This window comes from Clostridium sp. MSJ-8, assembly GCF_018918325.1.
GTDB lineage: Bacteria > Bacillota > Clostridia > Clostridiales > Clostridiaceae > Clostridium.
In genome coordinates, this window is sequence record NZ_JAHLQH010000036.1 from 20,918 (window position 1) to 39,578 (window position 18,661).

14 protein-coding genes are annotated in these 18,661 nt (G+C 29.0%); 10 read left to right on the forward strand and 4 right to left on the reverse strand.

From position 1 onward, the window contains the following. Positions 1-194: 194 nt before the first annotated feature. Genes KQI77_RS07285 through bioA form a run of 3 tightly spaced genes read left to right on the forward strand, consistent with a single transcriptional unit; the run spans position 195 to position 2,684 of the window. A complete protein-coding gene (locus KQI77_RS07285; protein WP_216389901.1) occupies positions 195-761 on the forward strand; it encodes a biotin transporter BioY in 567 nt (188 codons plus the stop codon). 25 nt (positions 762-786) lie between these two features. Next, entirely contained in the window at positions 787-1,470 is a 684-nt protein-coding gene (bioD, locus tag KQI77_RS07290) for a dethiobiotin synthase (RefSeq protein WP_216389761.1), read from the forward strand. Between the two features lie 14 nt (positions 1,471-1,484). After that, a complete protein-coding gene (gene bioA, locus KQI77_RS07295) occupies positions 1,485-2,684 on the forward strand; it encodes an adenosylmethionine--8-amino-7-oxononanoate transaminase (protein ID WP_216389762.1) in 1,200 nt (399 codons plus the stop codon). Positions 2,685-2,852: 168 nt separating this feature from the next. On the opposite strand, the gene KQI77_RS07300 is transcribed toward bioA, so the two are convergent. After that, positions 2,853-5,339 (reverse strand): YhgE/Pip domain-containing protein, encoded by a 2,487-nt coding sequence (locus tag KQI77_RS07300; RefSeq protein ID WP_216389763.1) that lies wholly within the window; start codon positions 5,337-5,339, stop codon positions 2,853-2,855. Between the two features lie 344 nt (positions 5,340-5,683). Here KQI77_RS07300 and bsh point away from each other — a divergent pair, with 344 nt between their 5' ends. Then, positions 5,684-6,670, forward strand: coding sequence for a choloylglycine hydrolase (gene bsh, locus KQI77_RS07305; protein WP_216389764.1), 987 nt, complete (start codon positions 5,684-5,686; stop codon positions 6,668-6,670). Between the two features lie 213 nt (positions 6,671-6,883). On the opposite strand, the gene KQI77_RS07310 is transcribed toward bsh, so the two are convergent. Beyond that, on the reverse strand, positions 6,884-7,774 hold the full coding sequence (locus tag KQI77_RS07310; protein WP_216389766.1) for a LysR family transcriptional regulator: 891 nt from the start codon (positions 7,772-7,774) through the stop codon (positions 6,884-6,886). A 139-nt stretch (positions 7,775-7,913) separates the two neighbouring features. Between KQI77_RS07310 and KQI77_RS07315 the strand changes: the two genes are divergently transcribed. Continuing rightward, positions 7,914-9,797 carry a beta-glucoside-specific PTS transporter subunit IIABC gene (locus tag KQI77_RS07315; protein ID WP_216389767.1) on the forward strand — a complete coding sequence of 628 codons (1,884 nt, stop codon included), beginning with the start codon at positions 7,914-7,916 and terminating at the stop codon, positions 9,795-9,797. Between the two features lie 28 nt (positions 9,798-9,825). Continuing rightward, positions 9,826-11,256, forward strand: coding sequence for a 6-phospho-beta-glucosidase (locus KQI77_RS07320; RefSeq protein ID WP_216389768.1), 1,431 nt, complete (start codon positions 9,826-9,828; stop codon positions 11,254-11,256). Between the two features lie 331 nt (positions 11,257-11,587). Here KQI77_RS07320 and KQI77_RS07325 read toward each other — a convergent pair whose 3' ends face one another. Continuing rightward, positions 11,588-12,862 (reverse strand): DUF4317 domain-containing protein, encoded by a 1,275-nt coding sequence (locus KQI77_RS07325; protein ID WP_216389902.1) that lies wholly within the window; start codon positions 12,860-12,862, stop codon positions 11,588-11,590. Between the two features lie 143 nt (positions 12,863-13,005). Here KQI77_RS07325 and KQI77_RS07330 point away from each other — a divergent pair, with 143 nt between their 5' ends. The 3 genes from KQI77_RS07330 (at position 13,006) to KQI77_RS07340 (ending at position 16,181) form a co-directional block, all read left to right on the forward strand. Further along, positions 13,006-13,827, forward strand: a complete 822-nt coding sequence (locus KQI77_RS07330) for an SH3 domain-containing protein (RefSeq protein ID WP_216389769.1) — start codon at positions 13,006-13,008, stop codon at positions 13,825-13,827. 78 nt (positions 13,828-13,905) lie between these two features. Then, positions 13,906-15,240, forward strand: a complete 1,335-nt coding sequence (locus tag KQI77_RS07335; RefSeq protein ID WP_216389770.1) for a hypothetical protein — start codon at positions 13,906-13,908, stop codon at positions 15,238-15,240. Positions 15,241-15,254: 14 nt separating this feature from the next. Next, the gene (locus KQI77_RS07340; RefSeq protein WP_216389772.1) at positions 15,255-16,181 is read left to right on the forward strand and encodes a U32 family peptidase; all 927 of its coding nucleotides are present in this window, start codon (positions 15,255-15,257) and stop codon (positions 16,179-16,181) included. Positions 16,182-16,284: 103 nt separating this feature from the next. Here the strand turns inward: KQI77_RS07340 and fliB are convergent, their stop codons facing one another. Then, positions 16,285-17,421 carry a flagellin lysine-N-methylase gene (gene fliB, locus KQI77_RS07345; RefSeq protein WP_216389773.1) on the reverse strand — a complete coding sequence of 379 codons (1,137 nt, stop codon included), beginning with the start codon at positions 17,419-17,421 and terminating at the stop codon, positions 16,285-16,287. A gap of 204 nt (positions 17,422-17,625) precedes the next feature. Here fliB and KQI77_RS07350 point away from each other — a divergent pair, with 204 nt between their 5' ends. Then, positions 17,626-18,660 (forward strand): phosphatase, encoded by a 1,035-nt coding sequence (locus KQI77_RS07350; protein WP_216389775.1) that lies wholly within the window; start codon positions 17,626-17,628, stop codon positions 18,658-18,660. Position 18,661: the final 1 nt, after the last annotated feature.

The following is an 18,661-nucleotide window of genomic DNA, read 5'->3' on the forward strand; positions in this document are numbered from 1 at the left end:
TAGCATTTTTAACGGGATCTTTATTATTTTTATTATGAGAAGTACTTAATTCTATTATAGATACACTGAAAATAATTATAACGTTTAAAGAATATTATTACATTTTTATTGTCAACCATAAATAACGATTAAGGTTGACAATAAAAGGAGATTTATGATATAACTCTTAATGTAATAAATCGAAGGGGGTTTTTATTGTGAAAACTAAGATTAGAGATATAACATATATTGCTATATTTACAGCATTAATTGCAGCAGGAGCATTTATAAAGGTTCCTATTCCTGTATGTCCTTTTACATTACAATTATTATTTACAACGTTAGCAGGAATAATATTAGGAGGAAAGAAAGGTGCTATAAGTGTTTTATGCTATATAATAATAGGTTTAATAGGTATACCTATATTTGCATCAGGTGGTGGAATATTTTATATTTTCCAACCTACTTTCGGATATTTGTTAGGATTTTGTTTAGGTTCATATGTTACTGGAACAATAGCAAATTCATCGGATAATCCAAGCATGAAGAGACTTTTAATAGCTAATTTTGTAGGATTATTGATAGTATATGCATTTGGAATGATATATTATTGGATTATTATGACTTTCTATGTAGGCTCAGGAATAGGAATATGGACTTTATTTTTGTATTGCTTCATATTGGCAGTACCAGGAGATATAGTGTTATGTGTGGTTGCAGCAGTATTATCTAAGAGAGTAGTTCCTATCATTAAAAGAAATACAATAACAGCTAAGTGCTAGGATTCATGAATAGGAGGGGATAAGATTGAGTAGAAATTTATTTGTAACTGGTACAGGAACAGATGTGGGAAAAACTTATATAACAGGATTAATTATTAAGAAATTATATGAAAGTGGTAGGGATGTAGCTTATTATAAAGCTGCTATGAGTGGAAATATTAGAGATGAGGATGGTAAATTAATACCAGGGGATGCATTATCAGTAAAGAGAGTTTCTGGTATAGATCAGAAATTAGAAGATATGTGCCCTTATGTTTATGAAAATGCAGTTTCACCACATTTGGCTTCTAGATTAGAAGGAAATCCAGTGAGGCTAGATGTAGTAAAAGATAGATTTATTAAGGTTTCTAAAGAACATGATTATGTAACAATGGAGGGAAGCGGTGGAATTTTATGTCCTATATGCTTTGATGAAGAAAAGATTCAGTTAGAAGATATTATAAAAGAATTGAATTTATCATGCATTATTATTGCAGATGCAGGATTAGGAACTATAAACAATGTTGTACTTACAGTAGAATATATGAAGAATAGAGGAATAACTGTAAAGGGAATAATATTCAATAATTATCATGAAGGTAACATTATGGAAGAAGATAACCTTAAGATGTGTGAATATATGACTGGGGTAAAAGTAATAGGTTGTGTAAAAGAATCAGATACAGATATAAATATTGATGCAGATGTATTAGCGTCATTATATGAATAGGGAGATGAAAAAATATGATATGGTACCCATATGAACAGATGAAAACAATGAAAGCACCTATTAAGATAAAAGATGCAGAAGGTGTATATCTATATACAGAAGATGATAAGAAGTTAATAGATTCAGTATCATCATGGTGGAGCGTTATACATGGATATAGTAATCCTGTATTAAATAAGGCAATAACAGATCAATTAAATCACTTCTCTCATGTTATGTTAGGCGGTTTAACTCATGAGCCAGTAGAGAAGTTATCAAAAAAATTAGAAGAATGGTTACCAGGAGATTTAGATTATTGCTTTTTCTCTGATTCAGGAAGTGTTGCAGTAGAAGTAGCTCTTAAGATGGCGTTACAATTTAATACTAATAGAGGAAGCGATAGAAGCATTATTCTTGCATTAGAACATGCATATCATGGTGATACATTTAAAGCTATGGAAGTAGGTGATGATGAAGATTATCATTTTGCATTTGGAGATAATAACGAGAAGAAAAAAGGTGTAATTCATATTAAAACAGAAATTGCAGATTTAGAGAAAGCATTTAAAGAGTATGGAGAAAAATTAACATGCTTCATAGTTGAGCCATTACTTCAAGGTGCAGGTGGAATGAGAATGTATGACATATCTTTTCTAGAACGAGCAAGAGAACTATGTGATGAATATGATGTTTTACTTATATTTGATGAGGTGGCAACAGGATTTGGTAGAACAGGTAATAGATTTGTTGCTGATTTAGTTTTGCCAGATATACTTGTTTTGGGAAAAGCTCTTACAGGAGGTTATATAGGACATGCAGTAACTGTTGCTAATCATAGGGTATTTGAAGGCTTTTATAGTGATGATGCTACTCATGCTCTTATGCACGGACCAACATTTATGGGAAATGCTCTTGCTTGTAGTATAGCTTTAAAATCAATAGAGCTGTTTGAAGAAGAAAATTATATGGACAAGATTAAAAGAATAGAAGAAATAACTAGAAGAGAAATGAAGAATTTTTCTGATCCACGTATAAAAGAAATAAGAATTATGGGGGGATGTGTATGTATAGAAGTATATGATAGTAAATCTCTAGATGGATTTAAAGAATATGCATATAATAATGGGGTATTTGCAAGACCATTTATAAGGTATATGTATGCTATGGTTCCATATATAATACAAGAAGAGGAATTAGTTAAGGTCCTAAATACTATGAAGAGTTGGTTCAAATAGTAATAAATGAAAATCTAATGTCTTTTTATTAGAATAAATAGTATGTTTTCTAGTTATAATAAAAAAGTAAAGATCCCGTTAAAAATGCTACATTCTCTGAACTTTAGTGAGTTTATAAGCATTTAGGGATCTTTACTTTTTTTATTATCTTAGAAACATTTAATGAAATTATGCTACTTCATCGTTGTCTGTTTTTGCAATATCTAAATAATCGTCTTTTCCTGACTCAAATGCATTATTGAATCTTTCACCGAAACCTTTTAGTAATGTAGTAACTGCTATTGCTACAACTAATACAGCTGTTAGAATTGCAAAGTCTTTTGCCATTAAGCTACCACTTATATTAACTGCCGCTATAACTTCCCTTATTATAGAGACTCCATAAGTGAATGGCATAAATGGATTTAATGTTTGGAATATCTTTGGTACTAATTCTATAGGGAATGTACCACCACATGATGCTAATTGAAGTACTAATAATACTATTGCAAGTAATCTTCCAGCATCTCCGAATAAAGTAATACACAATTGAACTATTGAAATATAAACAAATGATAAGAATATAAGTGAACCAAAATATGCTAATAAATGTTGAGGTCTTAAGCCTATAGCCATTATAGCTAAACCAACAAGTATTGCTTGTGCAACTCCTACTATACTTGAAGTAACAAACTTACCAAATACCTTGCTGAATTTAGAGACATTCTTATCTTCATCATTATTTCCAAGAGAAATAACAAAGTACATCATTATTGCACCAACCCATAATGATAAGTTCATGAAATATGGTGCAAAACCTGCTCCGTATCCACCTACTTCATTAATTGGATTAACTTGTAGATCTACAGCATCTGATACAAAATCAGCCATATCTTTAGATGAATTTACTAAACCATCTTGAAGTTCTGCGCTACCATCAGTAAGTGCATTAGTTAATTCTGTTGAACCATCATATAGTTTCTTAACTCCATCTGTTAAAGTTGGTACTTTTGAACTTAATGTTTGTATACCATCATTTAATTCTTTTTGACCTGCAAGTAATTTATTAGAACCAGTTAGTGCTGAAGATGAGCCATCATATAATTGGTTTAAACCAGATAATAATGTTGGAATCTTTGCATTAGCTGTATCTATTCCATTTTGAAGAGCTGTTGAACCATTATACAATGTAGATAAACCACCAGTAAGAGCTCCTTGTCCATTATTTACATCTTTAAAGTAATCTCCATAGTTTTTATTGTTAGCATCTTTAGTTGTTAATGCAGTATTAAGTGAATTTAATCCAGTATTTATTTGATCTACTGCATTACTTGCATCACCAACGCTAGTTACTAATTGATTAGCTCCATCAGCTACTGCACTAGCACCAGCAGTGTATTGTTTTACACTAGTTGAATAAGTATTTAATCCAGTGTTTAAGCTATCAAGACCTTGTTGTAATTCTTGTAGTTGTTCTGCAGAACCACTAGTTGCTTGCGAATATTGAGATAATATTGCAAGAGCACTATTTATTTTATCTGAATCAGATAAATTACTAGATGATAGAGTAGCAGCTAATTTATTCATTACATCAGAAGTTTGACCTGCAGAAGATATCAATTTTTCTGTACCTGCTTTTACTTGTGAATAACCAGCAGATATAGTATCTACACCAGTATTAACTGCTTGGCTACTATTTTTTATTGCTGTTGCTCCTTGAGAAAGTTGTGTTAAAGAAGCTGCATTAGATTTTAATGCGTTATCTAATTGAGAACTTCCACTAGCTAATTGATTAATTGCTGGATATATTTTGTTAGTATAGTTAGAATAAAGTGAGTTTATTCCATTTGCAAGTACATTACTTGAAGAATAAGCTGTATTTAATCCACTATTTATTTGTGAAGCACCAGCAGATAATTCAGAAACTCCACTTAAAGCTGAAGCTTTTGAACTAGCTTCTTTTAAACCTGAGTTAAGAGCAAAAATTCCTTGATTTAAAGAATTTTGTCCAGCATAAAGTTCATTTGAACCACTTCCAAGTTTATTTACACCATCTGCTAATTCAGGAACACTATCATTAACAGTTTGTAAACCATCAGTAAGTTGACTACTACCATCAGCAGCATCGACCATACCATCTTTAACTTCATAAAGATTATCAAATGCTCCTTCTACATAACTTTTAGTAATAGAGCTTTGAACTTGTTCTTTTAAACTAGATTCGATTTTTGAGCTTATTTGAGCTGCTAAGTAATTCTTCTTTTCATTACAGATATACTCCATAGTAGCTTTTTTACCTGTACCACTTTTGGCACTAAGCATCTGCTCTGAAAAATCTTTGTCTATTTGGAATATAGCATAATACTTATCTCCTTTTAGACCATCGTAAGCTTCATCTTTTGAGACAAAACTCCATTTAACGCTATCATTATCTTTTAATGAATCAATTACATCATCACCATAGTTTACTTTTTCACCATCTACAGTAGAGCCTTCATCAAGATTAACAACTGCTATTGGAAGATTATCCAAACTACCATATGGGTCCCAGAAGGCTTTTAAGTAAAGTAGTGAATACAAAACTGGAACAATTATGATACCAACTAAAGAGATTCTGAACAAATGGCTTTTTGCCATTGCTCTTAAGTCACCTTTAACTACTTTGAAAAAATCCATTAAAATTCCTCCTTTCAATATTTTGACGATAAGTCATTTTTTAGCGTAGTAAAAGAATAATACTTTTTTGACTAATAGTCAACTTTGATTTCGTTTTCAATTTGTTATTTTTTTATTATTTAATTTTTTCTTAATATAATTTAGGAATGAATGAGGATGGATAAGATAAATAATTGAAAAAATTAACAAAAAATAGGCTTTTTATTACAGTATGTTTTTACAAAAATTTATGTCGTTAATAGGAATAGTATTACTTAGAAATATGAAAATATTATTATGTATAAAATTATTTAATTAGGGTAAATATATATTTAAAAATATTAATTAATAAGGGCGTGATCAGGATGTGTACAGCATTAACTTTAAGAACAATAGATGGCTATAATTTATTTGGTAGGAATATGGATCTTGCATATTCTTTTAATCAGGCAGTAACATTAGTTCCTAGAAACTATGAATATAGAGATAGAGTTACTAACAACTATAAGAGAACTAGATATGGGGTATTAGGAATGGCTAGTATTATAGATGATTATCCTGCATTTGCAGATGGATTTAATGAGAAGGGATTAGGATGTGCTGGACTTAATTTTCCTGGATATGCATATTTTGAAGAGAATATAGTAGAAGGTAAGAATAATTTAGCACCATATGATTTGATAATGTGGATATTATCGAATTTTCAAACTGTTGATGAAGTTATAGAAGAACTTAAGAATGTAGAATTAGTAGCAGTACCTATTAATGACAAAACACCACTTCCAACACTTCACTGGATTGTAGCAGATAAGAATGGTAGATCTATAGTTATAGAGAAAACTCAAGAAGCACTTAAAGTACATGATAATCCATTAGGTGTACTTACTAATTCCCCTACTTTTGATTGGCATTTAACTAATTTGAATGAGTATATGAAGACAACACCGCTACAACCTGAACCTATTAAGTGGGGAGATAAGGAACTTAAACCTCTTGGAGTAGGTCTCGGAACAAAGGGACTTCCAGGTGGATTATCAGGTGTAGATAGGTTCGTTAGAATAGCATATCTTAAGTCAAGATGTTCAGAAGTAGATAATCTTATGACAGGAATAAGTCAGTTTTTTCATATGCTAAATAACGTTGCTATGCCTAGAGGAGCAGTTATTAATGATAATTTAGATGATATTACGTTATATACTTCATGTATGTGTTTGGAGAAAGGAATATACTATTATAATACATATAATAATGTAGGAATATGTGCTGTAGATATGCATAAAGAAGATTTAGATGGAGATTCTATAAAGAGATTTGAGTATATAGATAAATTACAAGTAACTTCCAACAATTAAAATATAGAAGTCTATTAATTATAAAAATAATAAATAGCTGCACTTACAAATAAACATGATGCATGTGTAATTAAAATAGAACTGATTTGATAAGACAAAGCTTTAGAACTAGGGAAAAGTTAACAATGTATAAAATGCTATTATAAATTAAACATTAGCATGAATAAAATTGAGTAAATACTTTGCAAAATCAAAATCATTCTATTTCTATTATTATAGGGTAATTTTATTACTGTGAAATGTTCTAATTATGTTTAACAAATCAGTTAATATTGAATCGATAAATAAATCCTTCCTATATATTAGATTAATTGTTTGTATTGGTGGGTAATCTGAAATAGGTATTGATTTAATATTTGGGTTATTTAATGTTTTTAAGAATGATTTTGGAAGTATGCTTATGTTATTTGTATTTTCAATAAGTGTAATACAAGAAGTTAAATTAGCAACTTGTATAATAGGAGTAAGTGTATGATTTATATAACTAAAAGATTTATTTACAATCTTTCTTGAGGATGAAGTTTGTGCTAATGAAACAATAGGTTTATCTATTAGAGTTTTTAATTCTATTGACTCATATTGTGCTAGTTCAGAAGACTTTGATGTAACTACTAGATATGGGTCTAAATTTAATACTTCTGAATATATAGATGGAGAATCTACAGAAGAATATATTACTCCAATATCAAGTTTCCCGTTCTTGACATTATTTATAATAGTATTACTGCTATGTTCTTCCATTGTAAGTAATATATCTGGATGACTTTTATTAAATTGAGAGCAAGGGTGCAATATAAGATGACAACCAGAAGCTCCTATAGTTATTTGAGTCCTTTGTTTTCCTGAAAAGTTTTTTATATCTGCTTTGGTTTGTTCTATGTCAAAAAATATCTTATAAGCATGTTGTTGAAGTATTTTCCCTTCTTCTGTAAGAGTTGTTTTTTTTGAAGCATATTTAAATAATGGAGCTCCTACAATGCTTTCTAGTATTTTAATTTGATTGCTCAATGTTGGTTGAGATATATGTAGACGTTCTGCTGCTTTTGTATAATGAAGTTCTTCAGATAATACAAGAAAATAATTTAATAGTCTAAGTTCTAACAAAAAAATTCCTCCTATCATTCATAGATATAAACTATGAATATCATATTTAATATAGTATTGATGTATATATAATATAATACTATAATAAAAATGTAAACAATATCATTAATAAAAAATAAAGGTTACGGAGGGATGGAACATGAGTTACAGAGAATTAGCACTAAAAATTATAGATAACGTAGGAGGAAAAGAAAACGTTTTATCTCTAACTAATTGTGCTACTCGATTAAGATTTAATCTTAAAGATGATAGCAAGGCTAATACAGAAGTATTGAAAAATACACAAGGGATTATGGGAGTAGTTAATAAAGGAGGTCAATACCAAATAGTAATAGGTAGCGATGTAGCTAACGTATGTAAAGAGATAAATGATATTGCAAAATTTAATGATGGGTCTAATGAAGAAAAGGAAGATAATAGAAACGCCGTAGTAAAGGTTTTAGATACAATTGCAGGTATATTTACACCAATTATTCCAGCTATAACTGGAGCTGGTATGTTAAAGGCTGTTATGGCATTATTAGTAACATTTAAACTTATAGATACAGCTAGCCAAACATATCAAATATTAAATTTTATGGCTGATGCAGCATTTTATTTCTTACCATTTTTAATTGCAAATTCTGCAGCAAAGAAATTTAAGTGTAATCAATATATGGCACTTACACTTGCAGCAGTTTTACTTCACCCTAATTTTACCACTATGGTAAATACTGCAAAGGAAGCTGGTACAGGAATTAAATTTATTGGATTACCAGTTACATTAGCAACTTATTCATCATCAGTTATTCCTATTATATTAGGAGTATGGTTGATGTCGTATGTAGAACCATTAGCAGATAAAGTTTCACCAAAGGCAATAAAGTTTTTTACTAAACCATTAATTACATTAGTTGTAACAGGAGCGATAACTTTAATTGTATTAGGACCACTAGGTAATATTTGTGGTAATGGAATTTCAGCAGGAATTAAATTCTTAGATGAATATGCTAGTTGGTTAGTTCCACTTATAGTTGGTACTTTATCACCATTATTAGTAATGACAGGTATGCATTATGGATTAATTCCAATAGGTATAAATAATATAGCAACAGCAGGTTTTGACACAGTAGTTGGACCTGGTATGTTAGGTTCTAACATAGCACAAGGTGCTGCATCACTTGCTGTAGCATGTAAAACAAAGAATTCACAATTAAAACAATTAGCAACATCAGCAGGTATTACAGGAGTATGTGGTATTACTGAACCAGCAATGTATGGTGTTACTTTAAAATTAAAGAGACCATTAATTGGAGTTATGATAGGTGGAGGAGTATCAGGATTATTCCTTGGAATATTTAAAGTCGGAAGATATACTTCAGGTTCTCCAGGACTTTTAGCACTTCCAGGTTATATTGGTACTGACGGATTTAGAAATATTATATTTGCTTGTATAGGAGCAGCAATCGCATTTGTAGTTTCATTTGTTATAACTTATTTCGTTGGATTTGAAGATATTCCAGAAGAAGCACCAAAAGCTAAAGAAGAAGTTAAAGAATCAAAAGTTGATGAAGAAAATATAAAAGATACTGTAGTTTGTTCACCAATGAACGGAAAATGTGTTGAACTAAAAGATGTAAATGATCCAATGTTCTCTAGTGGAATGATGGGAGATGGAGTTGCAATAATTCCGTCAGAAGGACAAGTTGTTGCACCAGTAGATGGAGAAGTATCAGCAATATTTGATACAAAACACGCTATTGGAATTAAATCAGTAGATGGTTCAGAAATATTAATTCACATAGGTTTAGATACTGTTAATTTACAAGGAAAATATTTTGATGCAAAAGTTAAACAAGGAGATGTAATAAAGAAAGGTGATTTATTGATAGAATTTGATATAAATGCTATTAAAGAAGCAGGATATGATGTTGTAACACCTATTATAATAACTAATAGTTCAGAATATTCACAAGTTACTAAGGCAGTACAAGCTGAATCAAATATAAGTAAAGGACAAGACATAATAAATCTTATTAAATAATTTATGAGATTGTTTGGAGGGATATAATATGAAATTAGGTTTTCCAGAAAATTTTTTGTGGGGAGGAGCATTAGCAGCTAATCAATGTGAGGGAGCATATAGAGAAGGTGGCAGAGGATTAGCAAATGTTGATCTCTGTCCATCAGGTAAAAATCGAATAGATGTAATGAAGGGAAGAATTAAAGAATTAAAGGTACAAAAAGGAGAATTTTATCCATCACATGAGGCTATCGATTTTTATCATAGATATAAAAGTGATATAGCATTATTTGCAGAAATGGGATTTAAATGCCTTAGAATATCTATAGCATGGTCTAGAATATTTCCAAATGGAGATGAAGAAATTCCTAATGAAGAGGGATTAAAATTCTATGATGATATGTTTGATACAATGAAAAAATACGGAATAGAACCAGTAGTTACTATATGTCACTTTGATACTCCAATAGGAATAATAGAGAAGTTTGGAGGATGGAAGAATAGAAAGTTTATAGATTTTTATTTAAGATATTGTGAAGCAATATTTAATAGATATAAAAATAAGGTTAGATATTGGATGACATTTAATGAAATAAACATGATATTACATTTACCATTTATGGGAGCTGGAGTTAGATTTGAAGATGGTGATAATGAACTTCAAGTTAAATATCAATCTGCACATCATGAACTGGTTGCAAGTGCACTTGCAACCAAGATGGTACATGAAATAATGCCTAATTGCATGGTTGGCTGTATGTTAGCAGCAGGTGAATTTTATCCGTATTCATGTAACCCTAAGGATGTAATGGAAGCGAAGAGAAAGGATAGAGAGAATCTTTTATTTATAGATGTTCAATCAAGAGGTGAGTATCCTGGATATGCGAAGAGATTCTTTAGGGAAAATAATATAGAAATTGAAATGAAAGAAGGAGATGAAGCAATATTACGAGAAAATACTGTTGATTATATTGGTTTTAGTTATTATTCAAGTAGATGTGCTTCAGTAGATCCGGAAGTTTTAAAAGGAAAAACATCTGGGAATGCATTTAAATCAGTAAGAAACCCATATTTAGAAGTATCAGAATGGGGATGGCAGATAGATCCAGATGGACTAAGGATAACTTGCAATAGTTTATATGATAGATATCAAAAACCATTATTCATAGTTGAAAATGGATTAGGAGCAAATGATATAGTGAATGAAGATGGTAGTATAGATGATGACTATAGAATAAACTATTTAAGTGCTCATATAGCTGCTATGAAGGAGGCTATATTAGATGGAGTGGAATTAATAGGTTATACACCATGGGGCTGTATAGATATAGTTTCAGCATCTACTGGCGAAATGAAAAAAAGATATGGATTTATTTATGTTGACAGAGATAATGAAGGAAAGGGAACATTAGAGAGAAAGAAGAAAAAGAGCTTTGAATGGTATAAAAAAGTAATTGCAAGTAATGGAGAAGTATTGTAATTTTTTAACAAAAAAATTAAGGTATTATTGTTAAATAACTTATGTTTCACAATAATTAATATCAAAATTATATGTTCTAAGTAAATAATATAATATGTATAAAATCCAATGTTATTTGGTTTAATTAATATTATGTTTATAATTAGTATCAATATTATATGTTTTCATAAATAGCATAATTTCATTAAGTATTTCTAAATATAAAAAAATTAAGGTAGCTAAATGTTGTAAACTCACTAAAGTTCAAACAGTACAACATTTTAAACGCTACCTTAACTTTTTTATATAGCAATACAGAAGTCTTAATATATTTGATGATAAAGTATTTTTGTTACTCTATGTTAATTCCGTTAACCTTAGTATGTTCATTTTCTTCAATAGGTATTATAATACACTTTTTACCATCAATAAGTTGTGAAGTAATTTGTGAAACTTTTTCAGGTTTAACATGTAGAACAACATCATATTCAGTTGAATCTTCTGAAGTATCATCAGTTGATACTTCTATATCATCAGATTTTACAGTTTCTAATTCTTCTTTTGTTTCTTCTAATTTTTGCTTTAATACTTCTACTTGTTTAACTAGATTTTCTTGCTTTTTCTTTTCTGCATTAGCAGCAAGAGCTTTAGAATCTACTAGATGTTCAGCTATAGGAGGTGCATCTTGAAACTTGTCCATGTATGATTTACCTATTTTTTCGCTTATTTCTTCAGAAACTCCACTATCATTTAATATATCGTGAATTATTGTATCATTAACAACAACAGGATCATCATTATCATCATAGATTGCTTCATGTTCTTCTATTAAACTATTTATATTTTCTTGTAATTCAATAATAACTTCTTCAGATTTTTTTTCATCAGGTATTGCACTTCGAATTATAGAATTAAAAGTTTCTTTTTGTTCAGTAGCTGTTTGCTTTGATGTACAGCCAAGGCATTCTTCCATAAGCTCAGGATGAGGATCTTTAGGATTCTTGGTATAGTATATAATAGAATCTATATCAGAACTACGATCTATAAATGCAGGATAAACAAATCCGTTGCTAGGCATTTCAACTACCCAATCTCTTATACGTGCACCTATTTTATTTTCATCTTGAAGATATCCTAAACCTGCTTTTGACAATGATACAGGACATATTGCACATATTATATATTCATATACTTCTTCAGATTCATCTAATTTTGCATTATCTGAGGTTTTTCGCATAACATCATAAGCATCATGAAATAGAAGTATCAAGAAGTTTCCTTCATATTCATAGTTGTCTATAATTGATTGATATAGAGTGTTTAGTAATTTGGGATTTTTAAGGCCACTTCTTTTTAGTTCTAAAAAGAATTTTTGCTTTTCTCCCATATATTCTTCATTATCAGGAAAATTTAATTCTAATAGATTATTACCAATAGTTCCAGATAGAGTTTTTTTAGCTATTTCTAAGTATTTAAAGAAGACATCTTCGTCTAGGTTCAAGAAGGTTTCTTCTATATCTAAGATTATTTTTTTCTCAGAATTAACATAACAACCACATAATTTAGTGAATGTACAATCATCTTTTTTAAATCTTTTCTTTATTTCTAATATATCTTTTTTCTTAATCATAAAAAAATCCCTCACTTCATGAGATAATTAACAAATATGTTTCTTATAATAGTATAATGTTCAATAAATTTATTCGCAAGAATAATTCTTTAGAAAACTTATTCATAATATATACAGTATAATAATTAGGAGATAAGAAGATGTATAGAAATGTTATATATAAGTATGCATTAAGAAATGTAAATCTAAGAAGTGAAAAGTCAGATACTTCTAGTATAATTACTGTTATACCTAAGGGGGCCAAAATGATTCTTATAGATGGAGAAGAAGATTGGCTCAAAGTAAAATATGGAGAAGATGAAGGTTATGTATATAATAAATATATTTCTAAAACTCTATATACATGGAAAAATGTACAGCTAAGGGAGGAGCCTTCTTTTTCAGGTAAGTTGATTTTGACTGTTCCAAAGAAATCACGAGTTGAATCTGTAGAGAATGTTGGAAATTGGAACAAGGTAATATATAACGGAAGAGAAGGATATATCTATAGTTTCTATTTATCTGATGATGGGAATAAAGATGACCTTGATTATGAATACTATTATACTAATATGGTTAGATTCGTTAATGAAAATGGATTTTTAAGTTCTAGTGAATATCTTTTAGTTACAGATATTCAGAATAGAGAAACTTATGTATTTATAAAAGAAGAAGGTAAGTGGGTGAAGTTATATAAGTGGTTGTGTACAGTAGGAAAACCATCTACACCTACTATAAAAGGTATATTTTATATAAGTGGTAGAAAACCTTACTTTGGAACAGATAAATATAGAGTGAAATATGCTACTAGAATAAGAGGTCCATATTATTATCATTCGATATTGTACAATGCAGAAGGAACTAAGGTTATAAATAGTACTTTAGGGGAGGCACTAAGTCATGGTTGTATAAGACTTGAAACGTATAATGCAGAATGGATATATGATAATATACCAGATGAAACTACGGTATTTATTCATTGAAGTTATTAAGGAACCTTGCTTGTATAAGGTTCTTTAATATATAATTAAGGGAAATTTATAGTATAGGTGGAGGATATTATGCAGGGAGAAGTAGAATATATACCATCATCATTAATTGCAGGATTTATTAATGAACAAGAAGTGAGAATAATTAAATTATCGCCAGAATCTTTAGTTATTAGAATATCTAAAGAGGTAGAGATTCATAAGCTTAAGGTAGCTTTTTATATATTTAAAGATAATAATTATATAGAACTAGAGTTAGAAGAATATGAGGTTAAATCCATAAATAGAGAAAGATTTTGTATAATATATGAATTTATTGTGCATAATAAAGGATATGGAGATAATGTTAAGAGGATATTTAAGGATTACTTGAACTACATTAACTTGAGGGTATTTGGATGTGAAGGAGAGTTTTCTTATGATATGGTAGGATATCCTGCAGAGTTAGATTATGATTATTATGAGAATTATAATAGGGAATTAGAAGAGTGGATGTTAGAATTAGATGAAGATGCATGGGATGGAGTAGATTTAGATGGAATAGAACTAGCAATACAGATTGATAATTATGATAGATATTATGATTTTTTACATATGGATATAGAAGATTTTAAGAATTACTATTTTAGTAAGAATTGTATAAGTAATAAGGTGTTGAAACATAAGGAATTAACTAGAATATATATTGGAAATGAATTCTGTCATAATCTATTTCCTGATGTAGATCTTCTTATGAACATATTAGATAAGTGTTATAGACAGAATATAGGTATAACTATATGTACTACTTACATGATGGAGCATCAAGTTTCTTATTATATTGATGTAATAGATAGAATATATAATTGGTGTATATGTAATAATTATGGAATAGATATTGTTATTAATGATTATGGAATGATTGAGCTGTTATCGGATAAGAATGATTATATAAACATAGCATTAGGTAATTTGTTGAATAAACGTAAGAGAGATCCTAGGTATAAGTATAAGAGAGATATAATTCAGAATCCTGAATTAATATCACAGAATACTTTAAATAATGACATATATATAGAATTTTTAGAGCGTAATAATATATATAAGCATGAATACCAAGTATGTGGATATATCATGGATATTGCTGAAGGTCATAATAGTTTACATATGCCTTTTTATCAGACTAATACTTCTCAGTTATGTCCACTATATGCAAAAGTAACATATAATAACAGGGGGCAGCAAGTATCTGTGGATAACTGTGGAAGGTTGTGCAAAAAGTTTTATTTTTCTTATCCTAAACATTTGAAGATGTTAGGAAGATATAATTCTATATTTGCCTATGATGAAACTATACTAAGCAATAAAGAAATTATACAAGAATATATACATCAAGGAATAGATAGAATAGTACTTAACTTTTTGTAGAATGGAGTGATAGTATGAAGATTGTAGCAGGTATGGGAGCTATAGATGATTATATAGCATTAGTAGAGGCAGGAGCAGATGAAGTTTTCTGTGGATATGTACCTTATGAGTGGAACAGAAAGTATGGTAATTTATTTCCTCTCAATAGAAGAGAGGTATTATATTATAACGTTCAAATTAGTTCGTTAGAGGATATGAAGATATTATCAGAGATGGTGAAGGTCTATAAGGTGCCAGTTAGTATAACTTTCAATTATTTGTATTATCTAGAGGAGCAATATGAACTTATAAAACACATAATAGAAGAACTTAAACAACTAGGATTTAGAGATTATATAATAGCAGATATAGGTTTACTTCTATATCTTAGAGAGCATAACTTAGATTGTTCTATACATCTTAGTGGAGAGACAGCGGAGCTTAATCATTTATCTATGAGTTTATTTAATAATTTTAATATAAGTAGGTATATATTTCATAGGAAGAATACCATAAATGATATGTGTAAATGCATAGAACAAAATGGTAATAAGTATGAGTATGAGGCATTTATAATGAATGAGAAGTGTCATTATTCAGGGGCTTTTTGTAATTCTCTTCATTGTGATGAGTTAGAGCATCTATGTAAAGTTCCTTATAAATTAAGTTATATCGGAGGTGGAGATATTAGAGAAACGGAAATACAACCAAAAGAAAAAAGTGATGTAATTGGAATATCAGGATGTGGTTTATGTTCTTTAATATCTCTTAAGAATGCAGGGATTACTCACTTGAAGGTAGTAGGTAGAGGTGCATCTATAGCAGATATGGTAAGTAGTATAGCTGTACTTAAGAGAGCTTTAGTAGTTACAAAAGGGATACAGGATAAGACGGAATTTAGAGAGACTATAAAAAATAATATTTTCAACAACAATTGTAGCGAGAACTGCTATTATTATTAGAATATGTTTTGAATTTATAAGATAAAAAATTAAAATATGTATAGAATAATAAGAAGAGGTAATAATAGAGATAGGAAGCTTTTTTCCTATCTCTATTAATTTTTTATATTATAGAGTCTACTAGATTATTTGAACAGAATAACTTTTTATTATTGAATAGATCATGAAGTTTTTCTATATTTGAGTCAGAGTGTTCTATTTCTTTAGAATACATATGTGATATATATATTTGATCCTCTAGAGTCAGCTTATTATTGTTTTGTAGAAAACTATCTATGTCTAGGTTATAAATAATTATATAGCTGAATATAGCTAGTTTGATTTTAGATAGTATATCTGCATCATATAATGATTGTAAGAAGTATCTGAATATGAAGTAACTTAATATGTTTTCATATTCGTATTCTCTATTTTTATAATATGATTTGAATTCTATGGCACTAGCACTGTATTGTTTTTCATTTTTGCTTAGTAGATTTAATTTAGCTCTATTTATTATATTAGGCCATACATCATTTATTTGTTCTAGGTTATTGAAGATGTTGAAGTATTCTTTTATATTAGAATAATTAAACTTATAATTGCATTCTGATAATTTTATTTTGAGATATTCATCAGAAGAATAGTTACTACGTATAGAGGTTATCATGGATAATTCACAGTTATCTATACATTCTTGTATGTCCTCTGCGAAGCTTAATAGTATACATATTCTGTTATTTAGTGTTATAGAAGAATTTTGTATTATATTTAAGGCTATTTTTTGTGCCTTAACTAGTTGAATATATAAGTCTGGAGTTATTGAATTGTAAGAAGTAACTTGTTCATCAGTAGTCTCTATTGATATAGTGAATTTATTATCAAGTAATAATAATCTACAGGCTTCAGGACATGACATTGATAGAGAGATCTCTCTTAAGCTAGCATATTCATTTATTATTCTAGGAAATGTCTTACAAGTATAGCATAAGTTATCTTCTCCTATATTAGTATATATATCACATAGTAGATTATTATCTAAAAATGGACAATTATTATTTTCCAAAACAAAACTATGCTCGTTATTTTCATTTTCAACAATAGATGAGTTTAATCTATTACCAAAATCACTTGATATATTCTTATATTTATTATAAGTTTCATCATCTATAATTATTTGCCAACCAGCACAACAAGTATCACTACATTTAGAAGAGATACATCTAAAATCTTTATAATAATGTGGAATCTTAATTTTCATAATATGCAACCTCGAATAAAAAATATAATTTATAGCATAATTGTAACAATAAGTTGTTTTATATTCAAATTCTCATTTAACAATAACTTAATTTTGTTTAACACTCTCTTAATATTGTTTTAACTTGCAACATATATCATTGAATTAAGACATAAATAAACAATATTGGACAAAAATATACTGAATATAAAGGAGAAAAATTGAATGTATGGAGTTATAGATATAGGAGCCAATACTATAAGACTTGCTATATATAATATCAGTAAACAGGGTGAGATTAATGAAATTTTAAATAAAAAGAAAGTTGTAGGGCTTGCAAGATATATAGATAATGAACTTATGTCAGAAAAGGGGATAGATAGAGCAGTAGATACATTAATAGAATTAAAGAGGATTGCAGATAAGAATAATGCTACATTAACAGTATTTGCAACTGCACCTTTTAGAAACATCAATAATTCTAGAGAGGTATTAGGAAGAATTAAACAAGAAACAGATATAGATGTGACAGTTCTATCTGGGGAACAGGAAGCTTTTTATGATTATGTGGCAGCAACATATAATAAAGATATTGATGAAGGAATAATAGTGGACATAGGAGGGGGAAGTACTGAACTTATATTTGTACATGATGGTGATATTGAAAAAGCAGTATCAATACCTATAGGATCACTTAATACTTATACCAAGTATATATCAGATATATTTCCGTCTGCAGAAGAATTAAAGAAAATAAAAAAAATAATAATTAAGCAGTTAGATAAGATCAAGTTAGAGAAAAAAGAATATAAAGTAGCATATGGAATAGGTGGAACTATACGAGGAACCATGAAACTTCATAGGGATATATATAATATGAGGGGAGAAGAAAAAGAAATAATGCTTAAGAGTCTTAAGAAGATGCTTAAAAGCTATTTAGAGGATTCAAAAGCATTTATATCAGAGATAATAGACGTTGTACCAGATAGAGTTCATACGTTAATTCCAGGAATGATAATTCTTAAAACTATTATGAAGTATTATAAAAGTGATAAGATAATTTTAAGTGATTATGGTATACGAGAAGGATTTGTTATAGGAAATATAATTAATTCTAGGTTGGATTCAGAGAAAGAAACCAAATTAGAAGAAGTAATAGAAGAATGTAGAGAAGAAGCTCTAGAAGAATTAGAGGAGATTACAGAAGAAAAAAATAATATTCAACAAGAAATAGATTCGGATAAAGAGATAAATGAGTAAG

Coding starts and splice junctions, on each gene's coding strand:
- bioA (WP_216389762.1), top strand. CDS start 1,485: ATGATATGGTACCCATATGAACAGATGAAAACAATGAAAGCACCTATT.
- KQI77_RS07300 (WP_216389763.1), bottom strand. CDS start 5,339: ATGGATTTTTTCAAAGTAGTTAAAGGTGACTTAAGAGCAATGGCAAAA.
- bsh (WP_216389764.1), top strand. CDS start 5,684: ATGTGTACAGCATTAACTTTAAGAACAATAGATGGCTATAATTTATTT.
- KQI77_RS07315 (WP_216389767.1), top strand. CDS start 7,914: ATGAGTTACAGAGAATTAGCACTAAAAATTATAGATAACGTAGGAGGA.
- KQI77_RS07320 (WP_216389768.1), top strand. CDS start 9,826: ATGAAATTAGGTTTTCCAGAAAATTTTTTGTGGGGAGGAGCATTAGCA.
- KQI77_RS07330 (WP_216389769.1), top strand. CDS start 13,006: ATGTATAGAAATGTTATATATAAGTATGCATTAAGAAATGTAAATCTA.
- KQI77_RS07335 (WP_216389770.1), top strand. CDS start 13,906: ATGCAGGGAGAAGTAGAATATATACCATCATCATTAATTGCAGGATTT.
- KQI77_RS07340 (WP_216389772.1), top strand. CDS start 15,255: ATGAAGATTGTAGCAGGTATGGGAGCTATAGATGATTATATAGCATTA.
- fliB (WP_216389773.1), bottom strand. CDS start 17,421: ATGAAAATTAAGATTCCACATTATTATAAAGATTTTAGATGTATCTCT.
- KQI77_RS07350 (WP_216389775.1), top strand. CDS start 17,626: ATGTATGGAGTTATAGATATAGGAGCCAATACTATAAGACTTGCTATA.